The 15,828-nt window shown below is 52.2% G+C and carries 19 protein-coding genes; 1 reads left to right on the plus strand and 18 read right to left on the minus strand.

Annotated features, from left to right (window positions below; translation table 11 throughout):
* Nucleotides 1–85: 85 nt before the first annotated feature.
* Nucleotides 86–1,054, minus strand: coding sequence for a DNA-binding protein YbiB (ybiB, locus tag EO763_RS13615; RefSeq protein WP_161529265.1), 969 nt, complete (start codon nt 1,052–1,054; stop codon nt 86–88).
* Between the two features lie 109 nt (nt 1,055–1,163).
* The gene (locus EO763_RS13620) at nt 1,164–1,739 is read right to left on the minus strand and encodes a recombinase family protein (RefSeq protein ID WP_161529266.1); all 576 of its coding nucleotides are present in this window, start codon (nt 1,737–1,739) and stop codon (nt 1,164–1,166) included.
* 78 nt (nt 1,740–1,817) lie between these two features.
* On the opposite strand from EO763_RS13620, the gene EO763_RS13625 reads away from it, so the two are divergent.
* Nucleotides 1,818–2,456: a hypothetical protein gene (locus EO763_RS13625; protein WP_161529267.1), complete on the plus strand. Its 639-nt coding sequence runs from the start codon at nt 1,818–1,820 to the stop codon at nt 2,454–2,456.
* Nucleotides 2,457–2,507: 51 nt separating this feature from the next.
* Here the strand turns inward: EO763_RS13625 and EO763_RS13630 are convergent, their stop codons facing one another.
* The 16 genes from EO763_RS13630 to EO763_RS13705 all read right to left on the minus strand — a co-directional run bounded on the left by EO763_RS13630 (nt 2,508) and on the right by EO763_RS13705 (nt 15,659).
* Nucleotides 2,508–4,520: a pyocin knob domain-containing protein gene (locus tag EO763_RS13630; RefSeq protein WP_244321990.1), complete on the minus strand. Its 2,013-nt coding sequence runs from the start codon at nt 4,518–4,520 to the stop codon at nt 2,508–2,510.
* A gap of 2 nt (nt 4,521–4,522) precedes the next feature.
* Complete coding sequence (locus EO763_RS13635) at nt 4,523–5,104, minus strand: phage tail protein I (protein ID WP_044203625.1); 582 nt, start codon at nt 5,102–5,104, stop codon at nt 4,523–4,525.
* On the minus strand, nt 5,097–6,200 hold the full coding sequence (locus EO763_RS13640; RefSeq protein ID WP_161529268.1) for a baseplate assembly protein: 1,104 nt from the start codon (nt 6,198–6,200) through the stop codon (nt 5,097–5,099). The genes EO763_RS13635 and EO763_RS13640 overlap by 8 nt, the downstream gene beginning before the upstream one ends.
* Entirely contained in the window at nt 6,191–6,538 is a 348-nt protein-coding gene (locus tag EO763_RS13645; RefSeq protein ID WP_161529269.1) for a GPW/gp25 family protein, read from the minus strand. Before EO763_RS13645 ends, EO763_RS13640 begins: the two co-directional genes overlap by 10 nt.
* A gap of 58 nt (nt 6,539–6,596) precedes the next feature.
* Nucleotides 6,597–7,178, minus strand: coding sequence for a phage baseplate assembly protein V (locus EO763_RS13650; protein WP_161529270.1), 582 nt, complete (start codon nt 7,176–7,178; stop codon nt 6,597–6,599).
* Nucleotides 7,175–8,335, minus strand: coding sequence for a phage late control D family protein (locus tag EO763_RS13655; RefSeq protein ID WP_161529271.1), 1,161 nt, complete (start codon nt 8,333–8,335; stop codon nt 7,175–7,177). Before EO763_RS13655 ends, EO763_RS13650 begins: the two co-directional genes overlap by 4 nt.
* A complete protein-coding gene (locus tag EO763_RS13660) occupies nt 8,323–8,535 on the minus strand; it encodes a tail protein X (RefSeq protein ID WP_161529272.1) in 213 nt (70 codons plus the stop codon). Before EO763_RS13660 ends, EO763_RS13655 begins: the two co-directional genes overlap by 13 nt.
* The gene (locus EO763_RS13665) at nt 8,525–9,454 is read right to left on the minus strand and encodes a phage tail protein (RefSeq protein ID WP_161529273.1); all 930 of its coding nucleotides are present in this window, start codon (nt 9,452–9,454) and stop codon (nt 8,525–8,527) included. Before EO763_RS13665 ends, EO763_RS13660 begins: the two co-directional genes overlap by 11 nt.
* Nucleotides 9,454–11,931, minus strand: coding sequence for a phage tail tape measure protein (locus EO763_RS13670; RefSeq protein WP_161530396.1), 2,478 nt, complete (start codon nt 11,929–11,931; stop codon nt 9,454–9,456). Before EO763_RS13670 ends, EO763_RS13665 begins: the two co-directional genes overlap by 1 nt.
* Before the next feature lie 224 nt (nt 11,932–12,155).
* Nucleotides 12,156–12,296: a GpE family phage tail protein gene (locus EO763_RS23830; protein ID WP_103164564.1), complete on the minus strand. Its 141-nt coding sequence runs from the start codon at nt 12,294–12,296 to the stop codon at nt 12,156–12,158.
* Nucleotides 12,244–12,564 (minus strand): phage tail assembly protein, encoded by a 321-nt coding sequence (locus tag EO763_RS13680; RefSeq protein ID WP_103164394.1) that lies wholly within the window; start codon nt 12,562–12,564, stop codon nt 12,244–12,246. Before EO763_RS13680 ends, EO763_RS23830 begins: the two co-directional genes overlap by 53 nt.
* Before the next feature lie 139 nt (nt 12,565–12,703).
* Nucleotides 12,704–13,000, minus strand: a complete 297-nt coding sequence (locus tag EO763_RS13685) for a 2Fe-2S iron-sulfur cluster-binding protein (RefSeq protein WP_161529274.1) — start codon at nt 12,998–13,000, stop codon at nt 12,704–12,706.
* A 56-nt stretch (nt 13,001–13,056) separates the two neighbouring features.
* Nucleotides 13,057–13,581, minus strand: coding sequence for a phage major tail tube protein (locus EO763_RS13690; protein WP_005972713.1), 525 nt, complete (start codon nt 13,579–13,581; stop codon nt 13,057–13,059).
* Nucleotides 13,581–15,008, minus strand: a complete 1,428-nt coding sequence (locus EO763_RS13695; protein WP_130633475.1) for a phage tail sheath subtilisin-like domain-containing protein — start codon at nt 15,006–15,008, stop codon at nt 13,581–13,583. The genes EO763_RS13690 and EO763_RS13695 overlap by 1 nt, the downstream gene beginning before the upstream one ends.
* Entirely contained in the window at nt 14,998–15,195 is a 198-nt protein-coding gene (locus EO763_RS13700; protein WP_010281040.1) for a hypothetical protein, read from the minus strand. The genes EO763_RS13695 and EO763_RS13700 overlap by 11 nt, the downstream gene beginning before the upstream one ends.
* Nucleotides 15,192–15,659: a Gp37 family protein gene (locus tag EO763_RS13705; RefSeq protein WP_039536940.1), complete on the minus strand. Its 468-nt coding sequence runs from the start codon at nt 15,657–15,659 to the stop codon at nt 15,192–15,194. Before EO763_RS13705 ends, EO763_RS13700 begins: the two co-directional genes overlap by 4 nt.
* Nucleotides 15,660–15,828 lie beyond the last annotated feature (169 nt).

The raw sequence follows: 15,828 nt of genomic DNA on the forward strand, positions 1-15,828 counted from the left end.
GCTATTCCTTCTCTCTTCAAATGACAGCCGTCTGGCTGCGTGAAGTGGCGCGATAAACGCGTCCGAATCCGCTCCGGCAAACCGATCAGCCAAGGCGTTTTTTAATTGTGGCGACAGCCTGCTCCATTGTCGCCGCTTCGCCGGCAGCAACTAAACAGCACGCCAGTTGCAGACGGATCGCCTGTGGTATCGCAATTTCCCCCGTCAGGCACTGTACCGTCCAGCGCGCCGTGGTTACGGCATCCTTCGCAATCGGCAGCGCATCAGGTGCGACGCTGATATCCTGCCGAAGTTGCAGCACGTTGGTATTTTGCTGATGGATAAAATGAATTTCCGGACAGCGCTGCGGGTTGGCGTAAACCTCTCCTTCCGTGCCGTGCATCAGAAGTGCGCGCCCGTTGATGTCATTAAAAAACGTTCCCACGCGGGAAACATACTCAGGATGGGAAACGCTGGCGACGCGCAGCGCGTCGCTTTCACCAAACGGCGTCGCCACCTTAGCCAGCGTGTGGCTACTGTTACGCACGCCCATACGCCAGCGCAGCTGTAGCTGGCGATCGATAGCCGGACATAGCGTCGAAACAGGGATAAATACCGGGCTACCGTTATCAAGCTCCTGCTGAGCCTGCTCAGCATTCTCGGCAATCGTCACACCGAGGTTACGCAAAATCTCGGCGCTGGTAACACGGGTCGGATCCTCGTTGACGCCGTGAACCACAACCGGAAAACCCAGTTTTGCCAACAGCAGCGCCAGCAGCGGCGTCAGGTTTGCCTGCTTTCGCGCCCCGTTATAGCTAGGAACCACGACTGGCATAGGAAAGCCCGCAGGCGGCGTCAGGCGTAGTACATGCTCGTTCATCGCCTGATAAAAACCCAGCATCTCGGCTTCCGATTCTCCTTTGATGCGAAACGCAATCAACAGCCCACCGAGCTCCAGCTCCGGCACATCACCGCGCAGCATCGCGCTATACAGTTCATAAGCCGTGGCCCGATCGATATCACGCGCATGATTTTTCCCGCGCCCCACTTCTTTGATAATTTTGGTGTAATCCATGCTGGCCTCTCATTTGCGGCGACACAGTAAAGAACTTATCAATGAAAATAACATGTTTACCGAGTTTCTGGTCACTCTGGCGCAGAGGAAATTGCGATTGCGCGGTTTTTTAGCCAGCAGTAGGAACGCCATCCTTATCCCGCGCGGGAAAGTACTTATAGATGGTTTTTTCTGACACGCCGATGATGTTCGCTACCTGACGGCGCGTCGCCCCTGTTGCCAACATTGATTCGGCTCGACAAAGCGCATCGGGCGTCATCAGCCGTTTACGCCCGCCGATGCGCCCCTGCAACCGAGCAGCATCGAGTCCGGCCCGTGTCCGTTCGACAATCAGCTCACGCTCCATTTCCGCCAGCGCACTCATCACATGAAAGAAAAAACGACCAGCGGGCGTAGAGGTATCAATACTATCTGTCAGGCTGCGAAAATGGATGCCTTTCGCCTGCAATGCGGATACCAGCTCAATCAAATCACGCACGCTGCGCCCTAGCCTGTCCAGCTTCCATACCATCAGCGTATCGCCACGCCGCAACCGCCTGATCACCTTTTTTAACCCAGGCCGCTGTGCATTTTTCCCACTGGCGGTATCCTCAAAAATCAGCTCACATTCTGCGCGAATCAGCGCTTTTTTCTGTAATTCCGTATTTTGATCGGTAGTAGACACTCGCGCATAGCCAATCAACATTTCATAACCCCATGAAATGATTGATTGTATTTTTATTACGAGGTTCTCGCAAACCTCGGTTTTGGAGAATTTAATTTGATGCCTGTTGCATTACTGCAATTTTCATCGAATTTATTGCAAAGATTGAACTTCAAAGCAATTAGCAATGATATTCTCGAAGTAAATATTGAAATTAAATCACATGGGCGTTTCATTGAAGTGGACAAAACTCGTTTGTTTATGTTGGACGATAATGCAACTGCTATATCAGGAAAAGGGACTAGTCGCTTCAACCCAGTTGGGAAGTTTATTGTTACGTCAATAGTGTTCCCTTTTGAAAATAATAATCTAGCAACCGTTGAAATTTACTATCAAAATCATGGGGTTACTGTTGGTGGTGGCAAGATATTTAGGGTGGCAGGATTCATATATCGTGAAATCGGCTGCTCATGGATGGGACATGTCAGTACTTCTGGTACATCAATGAATTCGCATTATATGAGGCTGAAAGCTCCTCTATCATCACCGAATATGCCTGTAATGGGGACGGCATCTACTAATACATATGGGTTCGATGATTCACTGGGAGTAACGACTATTGACGCAGATAACCAACCATCAGCGATAAGTGTTACGATGCTCGGATATGACACTGTTTCATTTGCTATATCTGATACAGATTCAGCTTCACCGTCACCAACAGATATGGCAACTATCATTGTTTACGATATTAAATAAAAATCCTAAAATATATATTTAGTATGAAAAGTGGCCCAATAGGGCCACAACCTATGCTGATTTAGCAATTATATGGTAGTAAAGTGTTTTTTTGTTCCAAATACCATTTTCATTAAATCTATCCCATGAAACCAAAAAACCAGTGTTTGTTACATTAGAAATCCGTACTGTGTAAGCATTTCCACCATTGTATCCTCCGATATCATTTGCAGTGATAAAAATCATCTCCTTGATATTAATTGGAAATATAACATTTTTATTAGAACCCATTACGACATCTTCGCTGGCAAAAAGCTCTATCATCGCATCCGCATATTTTCGCCAGTAATATCCTGCACCAGCACCCGTCTCAATAATTTCTTTAAAACCGAGGTTTGCGGGAGTCAGAGTAATATCTTTTGACCCATCAAACTCAACACCGTTAATCTTTCGCGGTGTCGCCAACTTGGTAGCCGCCACCGCAGTTCCTGCGGCGGGTAATGCCCCAATATCAGCAGCAGTCGGTTTATCTTGATCGCTATAAATACGCGCCCACGGCTTTTCAAAACCGAGGCTATCACGGGAACTCCGGTATTTCAGTCCACCATTCGCATAGTTGAAGTGAAACTGGGCGGCTGATGTTGAACCGGTATTTAGCCCTATATGCCAAATAAGAGAGGCATCCCCTCCATTATCTTTTAAATAAGCACCAGTGGGGCTATTCCATGCAAGATCATCATTTTTATAAACGACACCTGATGAGCCCTGTCGAACATAATTATTATCGGCATCTGTTTTTGCTATAGCACCAATATCTGCTGCGGTAGGCTTATTTGCCGTATCGTAATCCAACACCCAGGCAGACCATGCTCCCGAATATTGGGTTCGTTTGTAACAGCGGGAGTTGTTGTAAATACGGTAAACCTGAGTAATGCCAGCATGTTTCAGCACTTCCAGCGAACCGGCCTGCGCTTCCGGGTAATTTTTTCCCGATGCAGCCTGCGCATTTGCCGCCTGATGGTATAGCCCCGGCGTAGTATAGGTATTCAAATCAACAGCATTGCCGATAGATAACGATGCCGAGAAAACACCCTGAGAATTCACATCGATATCTGCCGTGCCGTCAAATGCCACACCAGCAATCTTTCTCGCGACGGCCAATTTTGTCGCGGCTGCTGCCGTTCCCGCCACTGGCAACGCACCAATATTTGCTGGCGTCAGGGCAATATTCGCCGTGCCATCAAACGGTACACCGTTGATGGTGCGAGGCGTAGCCAGTTTTGCGGCAGCCTGAGCAACTGCCTTCTCTGGTAACGCACCAATATCGGCCGCAGTAGGTTTATTCTTTGTATTGTAATCACGTCTCCAGCTAGGAGAATAATCAACCCCGTTATAGATATAAGTGAATTGTGCATTCGCTGAATCACTAAGCCCAGTTGGCGTTGTTGAAGGTGTAGTTATCCTGATTGTCGTGGCATCGTGTTGTCCCATGACCTCAACCACGGAGCCAGCCAGTGGTATCTGACCACACTCTGTATCAGAGATAATTTTATTGTGGGCATATGACCACGATCCACGGCAAACCCAATAGGCATGAACAAAGGCACCCTGGCTTTCTAACCAGCCAATAAACTCAGCGGTTGTCCATAAACCAGCACTGCCTCCGATGGGGATCGATGAGCTGTATGCACGCGATGAACCAAGGTTGCGGTTAAACAGTTCTCTATCCTGAATATCTGCACCGTTTTGGTCCTTCGCCAGTTTCGTCGCACCAACCGATTTCACAAACGCCGTAGTAGCAACCTGCTGACTATTGTTGTCGGTTGCAGGCGTTGGCGCTTTCGGCGTGCCAGTGAAAGTGGGATTCGCCTTCGGCGCATATTGCGTATGCGGATCGGCGGCGGCAGCGTGTGTCGCCAGATCGCTGCCCGTTTTTTCCTGCTCTTTTTTCAAATAGCGGGTACGATTAGCCAATTCTTTAGCCTGTCGGTTTGAAACACCGTCCGGTCCACCCACGACCGGATCTGACGTTTCGATTTGGTAAATGCCGTCAACCCATTGTGGATTCTCTGACAAATTCGCCATGTTCAAGCGCTCCCATGATTGTAGTTACTATCGTATATTGCCGTCCGGTTGTAGCGGATAGGCACTTCCCAATATTCGATACTGGCCAGATGACAGCGTGCTGGGGCAAACATCCCAATGGCATTGCGCAGCATTCTGGCCTGATCGTTGGTAATCGGTTGTTTTAGCAGCACGCGATAAACCGCCCAAGCCGCTTTGTCGCCGTGCACATAAAGGTTGTTGTAGGTGGCTTCACCGTCGTAGCTCAGGCGGCCAATATTCTCGATCAGCGTGCTCTCGCCGAATCCAAAACGACGGATGATCTCTTTAATGCTCCAGGGCGTACCTTTGCTGCGATGCAGATCGATAGCGGCCTTGATCAGCGCACGTTTGGAGTCATCCGATTCTGCCAGTTCCCAGCCGTCGCCAAACAGCGAGAACTGTTCTGCCAGCCAGGGCAACGCGCTGCTATCGGCAATGTCGATCAGATAAACCAGCAAGGCATTCAGATCGATGTCATCAACGCGGTCGGCCAATTCCGCCAGCGAACGAAAGCGGGTGTCAGCCGCCAGCGGCGGTGGCAACAGTCGTAGTGAATCAGCCATTCGACACCCCGACGACGCTGACATTGATGCCCGTACAGTTCGCCCATTCGCTGTCATCCAACACCATCAATGACGGTGAAACGAGCTCCACCTGATACACGCCGGGGATGGATAACGTGGCGATAATTTGGCTTGGGACAATGTCACGCCCCAGCGTAGCGGTACGGGTTTCAACCCAGGCCTGCACCGCTTTCTCCGCAGCGGCCTGAACGACGCCAGCCTGTTCGCCGTTAAACAGCGTCAATTTAGCGCTGATGGCGTAATCCACCTGCGTGGGGGATTTGGCGGAAACAAAATCCGTCAGTGGACGCACCTGTTCGTCGGAGCAAAAACTTTCCACCAGCGAGAGCATGCTGCTGTCCGGCAGGCCAGTGCTGAGCAACGGATAAAGCACCACTTCACCCGGTTCAGGCGACATCACCGCAACATCAACAATGTTTTGGTGTGCTCGCAGCGCATGGAAGCGATACGCCAATTTCGATCCCGCCGTACTGAACGATTCCGGTGCCAGTTGAACACGCTCACGCAGGCGATCGTCATCTTCTTCTGCGGAACCGCCGCTGCTTTTGGTGATATTGATAACGCTTAAATCGCTGTCGCCAATCTCATCCAGCAGCGTACTGATCTGAGCAGGCAGCCAGTCATTGCCCACATCGCCACTTTCGGTACAGGTCGCCAGCACGGTGACCCCGCTGCCGCTCGCTCTCAGCAGCGCATCGCTGTCGGTGGTGAAAATCACGCTGTCTGATGCGCTAACGCGAGTACCCGCAGGAATCAGCAGATCGCTGACTAACGGCGTTTCAGGGGTAAAGCGAAGTTCTGCACGCGCTGGCTGCGCCGCCAAACGATAGACGCCGACCAGTTCTGCCAGATAATCCAACATCGGTGCACGAGCAAACGCAACCAGGTTCTGCTTGGCGGCTTCCTGGACCGCACTACGCAATAAAGTTTCCCGGTAAGCAAAGAGGTTGATCAGCAGGCGTTCTGCCTGCGCCGGATAGAGTGTTTTCCCTGAATCAGCTTCATATTTCGCGATCATTTCGGCGGTAATCTTCGCCGCATCGCGTTCAATAAAATTGGGTTCTGTCAGCGCCATAACAACTCCGTGGTCTGTGTCGCGCCGTTAGCGGTTTTCCAGCTAACGTGCAGCGTCAGGTGAGCCCCATTCACAGAAGGTTTAACCGCCAGTAGCTGGCAGCGAGGTTCCCATCGTTTGATCGCTTCTACCGATTCCCGAACGACATGCGGGATCACACGATCGATCGGATAATCGAGATACAGATGTAGATTGCTACCAAAGTCAGGCCGATGTGGGTCGCTGCCGCAGGGTGTCCGCAGGATGATGTGAATCGCCTGCATGATATCTGCCGTTCCTTCGACGATGTCGCCGGGACGTTGCAGCGCCGGTTGCCAAAAAACAGATTGAGTTTTCATAGGGGGCCATTGTCGCCCCCGGTGAGAGGAAGGAATATTAAAGCGGTTTAGGGAAACGTTAGTGCGAGTGGTGATTAGAGTTGCCGCCAGCATCCATGACGCTGCCGCTGGCGCTGACGTTACCAGAGATACTGACATTACCATTGAGGCTGGCACCGCCGGAACCGGACATCCCGCTCTCGTAGGTGAGTTGTCCTTGCACCAGTAGCTTGCCCGTCACCGTCGTTTCTGGCGCATTAATGGTGACACGCTGAGCGTTAACCACCACGTCAGTCCCGCTGCTAATCGCAATATGCTGCACGCCGCCGTTGATCGTTAACGTATGCGTTCGACGATCGTATTCAATATGTGCGCCGTCAGAGAACGTTACCGCCCTTTTGTCCTTATTTGCCAGTATTGGCACATCAACGGCGGAGTAAATCGCCCCCAGTACCAGGCCGTCTTCGCCGTTGCCGTCCAGCAGAACTTCGACCTGCTCGCCAATATCCGGCAACCAATAATCCTTATTATTCTGCGTATTGCGCTGTAATACCGGCAGCCAGGCCGTACGCAGATTGTCGCACTCTGGTAGACGAACGCGCACCATGACGCGAACCTCATCTACCGCACTGATCGTGCCAATTCGACGAGATAAACTCATAAACCTATATCCTTTTTACTCTTGACCGTCTGTGTTGTCTGGCTGCCATCCGGGTGATACGTCACCAGCGTTTTTCCGCCGTCCGATTTCCGCTTACCCGCCGTAATTGGCCCGCGAATCAACCCAATCTCCGTGGTGTAGCCACTGCCACGTTCCAGAGCATGGCGAGCCGATTCGATCAACCAATGGCCAGAAAGTTGGCCGAACGACACCAGCTCCACTTTATTCCCCGCCGCCAACTGCGGGCTGCCCATCAGCGTCATCGACCCTTTTTGTTGCTTTTCGTTGTGCGCATCCAATGCAGCATCCGTTTTCATCCTCGCTCCAGAAGCATCCGCCGCGCGCACGTTAACTTTCAACGTATCCGCACTGGTCTCAGCACCGGCAGACTTCATTTCGTTGTTCGCGCCACCGTTGGCTTCATAAACCATCAGTTTCTTTTCACTCCCTTTCTGATATTTCGTCTTGGCGTTTTTATAGACGTGGCTGATCGTGTCGCTCAATGAAAAACGCGCGACGTCCGTTGGCTTAATTTGTCGAACAGACGCCTGATTACGCAGCGTTGCCAGATGGGAAAAAATCAGCTGGTCGCTGACCACTTTCACGACATAGCCATATTCACTGGCGAGCCGCTTTAGAAAAGCGACATCGGTTTCCGCATATTGCGTAACGCGATCGATCTTGATGATCTGAATCTTCCCCACGAGCATCAGTTGATGTTTTTTTGCGATGCGCGTCGCAATGGCGGCTAACGTCGTATCCTCAAAACCGCGGTTTGATTTGGTTCGTAACGCACGATTGACCGATGTCGCGACACCTCGAATCATGACTTCGCTGGGCGGTCCACTAACCTCAATCTCATCAATCGAGAAAGTACCGCAGTCAAACAGCATTTCACCGAGATAGCCTAGCTTGAGCGATAACGTATCGCCCGTACCGGGATACCACTTATCCATCCAGCGGCCATCGGTATCATCGAGCCTGACCTCGATCGAATCCGATTCATTCTTGATGCTATCGCTATACGTCACGCTGGTGACATAGGGTGCGATATCATTGGTGATGTCTTTTTGCTGATACCACAGGGTAAACGCCGGTTGCAGTACTTCCGACACCGCAGGAGAGATCAGCTTGAGTTCTTCCGTTAACGCAGCCATGGTGGGGTGTCCTCCGCTTTACTGGCCTCCGACTGTTCAATAATCGGAATCAGCACCACCACACCCGATGGCAACAGCGGCACAATGGGGACATGCGGGTTAGCGGCAATAATACGTGGGTAGCCAAGCGGATCGCCGTAATACCGATAGGACAAGGTATCCCAGCGTTCGCCCTGTGTAGTGATATGTTCAAGGTGCATATGCTTCAACCCTCTTCACGATTTCCGCCGTCAGTTTGCTGAGCGCAGGTTCAGCGCCTTTAAATGTGTCGCTCGCGGCATCAACATGTTTACTGATGGCTTCAAGCTTCTCGATAACATTTTTGCTGTCGACGTCCTGCAACAAGTTGGCAACTTGCTTGACCTGTTTCAGCATTTCATTCGCCGCTTTATTAACCGCTGTAATTTCAGGCATCATCTTCTCCGCCTGAACCGCCGTATCAGAAATAGCCTCCGCCGCTTTTTTAAACGCCGGTTCCACCTCACTTAACGGGGTCAATACATTCCCGACTTGCGTTAGCAGTCCAGGGATTTGCAACAACGCGGTTTCGGGATTTCTCTTCATCCGTTTCACAATCTGTACGGTGGTTTTCACCGCCTTAAAGGCAGACTGCGCCTTCTTGGCATACGTGACGGCCGTGCGTAGCGAGGTCGCAAAATCACTCACTTTCTCGACCGCCTTAGTGATTGCGCTGACGTTGGGAACAGGCGTTTGTATCGCCGGTGGCTTGAGTGGATTCTTCGGATCGCCAATATATTCTCGCAGCGTAAGCTCGGCATTCATGGCCAACACGTTGCCTTTCGCATCAGTATGCTGGCTGGTCGAGGTCAGTGCCGTAATCACAAACCAGCCGCGATAGTCCCCATTACCGAAGACCAACGCCATCGCCTGATGCGCTCGCATCGCCTCAGTCAACCGCTTCAACTCCACATCCGGCATGCAGTACTGCTTATGAAACACCAGACTAATGCGAATCTCGTCCAGCTTCGCACCGATGAACTGCAGACCGGGTTTACCCTCAATGCGGCCATGCTCGGCATAATCTGCCCCGAATGACGTATTAAAGCCGTCCCAGTAGGCGGTCACTTTAAATTCAATATTTCCTAATACCGCAAACATCAGGCGTACCCCCTGCGCTCACGCTGAGCGAGCAGCTTGTTCAACATATTTTCCAGTTCATTCATGCTAAGCGTCAGCGTCTTCGTCATTTCAGGCGTTGGCGCAGCCTTCTGGCCGTTAAGATAAATGGTGGGTGAGAAAGCAACCTGAACACGCTCGGAAGGGGCTGCGGTGACTAACTTACCTTTCGCTCCACCGACAGTTGGTGTCAGTGCAACACGCTGTTGCGGGGTTGACGCAGTGTTCTCAGCGTTAGGTGATTCAACACGCGCTGTCGGCTGTAGCGACAATGCAGATACCGAGGTAGGTTTTAGAACTGGCGGGGCTACAGTACTGGCAGCCACAGATTGACCGCTAGCGTCGATAGACACGGTTTTCGACCCGATACCCAGAAAGTCTTTAACGCTATCGGGAACCAATTCGTCGATCGTTTTCAGGACGTTTTTTAGCTCGGGGAAAGCACTCATCAGGCCATTGACTAATGCGTCGATAATCACGCCACCGAGGGCACTTAAACTGCCGGGAAGTTGAATGCCCAACTCGCTGACGGTATCGGCAAAGATGGAATACAGCACGCCGAATGGTGACCAATCGAGCAGTAAAGCGGTAATACCCACTACGCCGCCGGATACCGCATTATTGAGCGCCTCCCAGCCCGCATTAAAGGCCTGACTGACTTGTGACCAGAGGTTTTTAAAGAATGCGCTAATCGGTTCCCAGTACTGGTAAATCAGATAAGCTGCCCCTGCGATTGCCGTTACTGCCAAGCCAATCGGATTCATCAGCAGCATACGGCCTAGAAACAATACTGCTCGACCCGCCATCATCAAGCCGCTACGTAACACGCCGCCAAGCATGCGTGCTAATGTTCCGGCTCCACCAACCAACCGGCTCAAAATCCCCCCAATACCTTGCAACACTCCTGTCGTTCTTAATCCCGCATTGAATAGCTGCCAGCCACGTTGAACCTGCAAAATACCGTCCCAAACGCTCAGTAAAGGCGATAACAGTGTGGTAATCCCCAACTTCGCCCCGCTCAATGCCATTCTGAACGCGAAGAAACCGGCAACGGCCATCACGATCCCACGAACCAGTTCAGGGTTCGCTGCCGTCCAGGTCACCAGTTGATCCAGAATAGGAATCAGTATGTCGCTCAAGGAAACCAATACTGGCGTTAGCGCTTCACCCACATTGAGTGCAATATTCATCACTGACGTTGTCATTCGATTCCAGCGCCCGGTCAATGTGTCATTCTGCCGGGCGAAGTCGAGACCCAGCGTTTGCGTGGCTGCCGGGCTGTTCATCCGCTGTTGGTTCGCTTGATAGCTCTGCCAGTTCTGCTTCATCGACATCGCATAATTCACGGCTTCTGGCGTACGGAATACCTCCTGCAACCCGTAGCGCTGCATTAAACTTTGCTGTGCGTCTACGTTGCCCGCTTTACTGGCCTTATCCCACAGTTGCTGGAATTGACTGCCTTTGCTGTCGATGAATCGGTTACTAATCTGAACCGCAGCGTCGTACTGTGAATACCCACCTTTCATGTAGCTTTTTAGTGACGCGTTATAATCTACGCCCGCGTTGTAGTAGCTGTCGGCAATGTCAGTTCGTCCCACCGAATTCATGAAACTCCCCAACCGGGCAGCCGTGTTCGCTTCTGTATCCGCGCCTTTTGTCGCGCTCAGGCTGGACACCAACTGACTCAATGCCTGATTGCCCGTCGCCCCCATCGCCGTAAACCCTGGGGCCAGCGCAGTCGCGTATTGCGTCATCGACGCCATGGAGAAACCCTGTTTAGTGCCCGCCAGCATGCGGGAGAAGGATTCCTCCAACGCCTTCGCGCCTTTCAGGTTAAACACGTCATCCAACGTGACAGAAAGTGCAGTAAGATCGGACAGCGCCGCACCAGAGGCCGTTGACGTTTTCCCCAGCACCGCCGCAACATCCGTTGCCTGATCCGGCGACATGCCGTGAGCAAGCAGTTGTCCGGCACTACCGAGCAATGCATCCGGTGTTTGGTTCACCCGTTGAGAATCTTGACGCAGGCGCTGCCCCATCAATTTTTCCTGCTCACTCGATATCCCATGAGCAACGCTGATGTCGCGCAACTGCGCCTCAAATGAAGCAAAGCGTGTGACCGACGCCACAATCGGTTTCATGACAGAACCAAACTGTGCACGCTTAGTCTCAAAATCACCGGCGAGTTCAACCCGACGGCTACGTAGTGTTTCCTGACGTGACTGGCTACGCGCCAGCCGTTCCTGATTGGTTTCTAATTCACGTAGCGATTGGCTCAGTCGGGATGTCACCTGTGTGCTGCGCAAACTGACATTGCCAAAGCGTTCTAGCGACTGATTAAACAGACGCTGCCACTCCTCAGCTTGTTTGAGTTTATCGCTAAGTGGCTGCAGCGATTTTTTTGTGTCATCTAGCGTGGCGCCAAACGCCCTGCCCAGCATGACACCGTTTAAAAGCATATCCACGGTTCACTCTCATTCAGAAAAGCCCCTTGTGGGACGGATCGGAGACGGCGGCTTACGCCGCTCCAGCTTGGTTTCCCCATCACAAACCGGGGATAAGACGAGGAAAAGGACGGGTGATAAGCAGGAGAAGAAGACAGATGGTGAGGGAGCAAAACGGCCAGCGTCCTTATCGCTGGCCGGGTTAGGGTGGATGGTGGACTCAGTAATCCTGTCAGTAATCAGTCTTCCTCACCGTTCTCACGTTTTATCTGTTCGCTGGCTTCATCCAGCCAGCGTTCAAAGTCGTCCAGCTCCAGCGCATCAATCTCACTCGGCTGAAAGCGAAACCACCTCGCCAGCAGGGCTTGCGCTTTCCACAGAAGCGCCGGCTGCGTTATCCAACCCAAGTAACTGCTGAAATCGTTTTTGCAGCGCCATGTAGTCCTGCGCGTCCATCTCATCGATGTCTTCCGGCACCAGACCGGTCATACGCGACAGCAGTGCGTCGTCCCAGTTGCTTGGGTCATCGCTGATTTTTTTCACCGCTTTGATGTCTTTGACTTTCAGACGCTTGAGCGAAATGGATTCCACGCGTTGACCGGCGGAGGTGGTGTAAGGGAATTGCAGAGAATAGGTTTCAGTGTGCATAACGGCTCCTTAGTAAATGTCGGGAGCAGTATCGCGTGTGGCGAGGAATAACGATTTTAAAGTGAATTAGAAAACGAAAGGGGCGGGAATAAGAAAGGGGCCGAAGCCCCTTTCATTACGATAACGTGAACATAGGTAATTAACGTCGCAACTCTTCTTCTGCAAAGAAGCGAACAAAACAATCACTTAGCGGGTAAGAGGTATCTGTCAGAAAGAACCCCGCGGCCTTCTGGTTATCATCTAAAAATGAACCATCACTCTGATCAACCTGGCCAGAGATCAAGCGGGCTACAGATGCCGAGTCCGCACCAGCACGGCTGGAATACGGTAAATCAAAACCCGCTTCTTCTGCGGCATCCAAAATGTAGACATCCTCACGGCACTGGAAATGAATATTATTTCCCAAGTCGATAATATCAAATACTTTTGCTGACATAGTCACCTCATTGATTAATAGAAACGCCCGCCCCACTGGCGGGCTTGGAAGATCAATTAACCGCCGATATTGGCGCGGTAGCTGTTCAGTTGATCCACGCCGCCCACCATGAAGATGTTGGACATATAATCCAGCTCCAGCAGATCTTCACCGTTCATCACCTGCTTGATGTAGGTACAGTTGAACGCGCTGCTAAAATCCGGGTTTTCGTGCTGTTTGAACGTGCCCAGTGGGTTCTTTTTGAACATGATAGTCATGTACGTCACCAGCGGCACTTCTTCGATACGGCCCTGAGAGCCGTAGCGTTCCACGCTGGAGCGGCACTGTAGCGCCAGCGACTGGTAAGGATTCGCCGCCGCCAGCATCGCTTCGCGGTAGAAGGAGTTCCATTTGATCTCGCCTTCCAGCTTGTCGAAGCCCGCAGGCAATTCGATCTTGCCGACCATGCCCAGCGCCTTGTGCTCCTGCATAATCATGGAGACATCCGGCAGTTTGATTTCCTGCGCACGCCCCAGCAGGTTGGTGCCGTTGATATAGATGTTGGCGTTGGTAATACGGTTTACTTCAATTTTCCCGGCCATCAGTTAGTGCCCTCCAGCGTTACCAGGTATTCCGAGGTGATCTCCGTCTCAAAGGTCAGACGCTCAAGCGGCGGCGGCGGAGTGAATTTGTAGTTAAGCAACAGGTGTCCTGCCGCCAGTTCGGTTTGCTCGTTACGCGCAGCATCGAACCAGCACTTGAAGCCCAGCAGTGCGCCGTCACCGATCAGCTTGCGGCCGTAGGCGTTGACGGATTCCACCAGCGCATCGATCAGCGCCTGATTGATCGGCATGTCGATGTACTGCTGGCTGAAATAGCGGATGGATTCGTTAATCACATCGCCAGTACGACGCACGTTTTCGAAGTTTTTCATGTGCGTCACGGTCGGCCAGGCAGCGGTGCGATTGCCCCACAGGCGCAGGCCAGAACCATAGCTGTTGAAAATGGTGCTGATGCCCTGCTCGTTCAGCAGGTTCACTTCACTCTGCGGATCGTCGATCATCGCGGACAGCTGGCGCTCTACGCCGGTGATCCCTTTGATTTCCTGATTGGATGACGACCACCAGAAACCTTTCTCCAGATCAACTTTGGCACGCAGGCCAGCGGCACGCGCCGACAGCGGCTCCAGACGTTCGCTGTTGGTTTCCGCGTCGTACACTTTTACGTGCGGATAGCACAGACGAGCGCGTTCAGAGCTGGTGTTGAAGTTGATCGTGCCTTCTGGGCCACGACCGCTCAGCGCCTGCGCAAACGTGGTACCGATTGGCGCATCGATATAGGCAATCGCGCCCAGTTTGTCAGCCAGCGAGATCAGCTCGGTCGTTACGCTATTTTGCGTACAGAACACCGGCGAAATCAGAATCTTGGCAAAGAAGCCGTACAGGTTGTAGGTATCGTTCAGCAGCTTCATACCGGTGCGTTTGCCCGCGGCGTTGATGCTGCCGATGATGTCGGCGGCAGTCACTTTCGTGACATCAGCAAAGTCATAAGACGCGCTAACTACGGCAGCAACATCAATATTTTTACCCAGATTTTTCAGGACGCCGGTTTGCGCATCCAGCGTATAGTCCTGACCTTCGATAAACGGCTGACCGCCTTCTGCCGCTGTCAGCACCAGCTTGGCAACCACACGGTTTACCAGTTGTGCCGTACCAGTCGCTTTGTCAAACGTGACGTTTTCTGCGCTCACAGACGATTTGTGTTTCGCCGGATCCAGCACGTTGATGACCAGAACCGTACCCGCACCATGATCGTAAATCGCATCCAGTGCCTGCGGGATGGTATAGCCGCCGAACTGGCTACCAAACTGTGCTGCGTCTTTTTCGGACAGGCACAGCGTAATGTCATTTACCGCACCCTGCGGCGCCGTACCAATAAGCCCAATCACCGCAGATTTGACGGTTTTCACCGGACGAGCACCGGTTTCAACTTCAATTGTTTCTACACCATGTAAATAATTAGCGGCCAAGGGTCACCTCCGTTGCGCTATCAGCCAGAACCTGATCCGCGACAGGCAGCAAATAGCCCAGCGCGATCAGCGTTTTCACGTACTCATGATCTGCTGGCAGTTCAGTCACCTGAGCGGGCCAAAGCAGAATTTCCTGACCATCTGCCAGCGTGACGCCGCTGGCGGGGCCGGTATAGCGGTATTTCATGCGTCTTTCTCCTCATAATTAACCGTGGTAAGCAGCGGACCATCCGTCTGCTCGCGGTCTTCGATAAAAAGGGTTTCTGTGGTGCAATCGATGGCGTAATGCCAGCGTCCTTCGGTGTGACCAACGTAACGGTCACGTACTAGCCGAATACCGCGATGACAGTCAGGCAGTCGGTATCCTCCCAGCGCCTGACGGACGGTATCGAGTGTGGCCAGTACGCCGTCTTCGCCATCCAGCTCCGGTAACAGCACGGCAACCATCAGCTGTGGCCGCTGCGTCTGAACCGGAGAATCCGCATCTTCCGGTGCGGAAAATTCGGAACCGCGATACCCCACCAGCACATCGCCAGCAGTCAGAAGGTCTGGCCCGATCAGAATGTTTTCTGGACAGGACACAATCCGCCGTGCCGGTAAGTGCTGTTGGAGGCGGGCTATCACCGCATCGATAATTGGTCTGGTATTCATATCCGTTCACCCACTGTGTTGATGGCACACTGTTTTGGTGGCACATCGTGTTGATGGCGCTAGTATCCGGATAAGGGTTGGCTGCGGCTTTTAATCTGTTTTAGAAAAAACAGCGACGTGATTTATTTGAAAAAATACGGTTAATACGCTGAAAAATAAAAATTATTTC

This window comes from Pectobacterium odoriferum, assembly GCF_009931295.1.
In the GTDB taxonomy this organism is placed as follows: domain Bacteria; phylum Pseudomonadota; class Gammaproteobacteria; order Enterobacterales; family Enterobacteriaceae; genus Pectobacterium; species Pectobacterium odoriferum.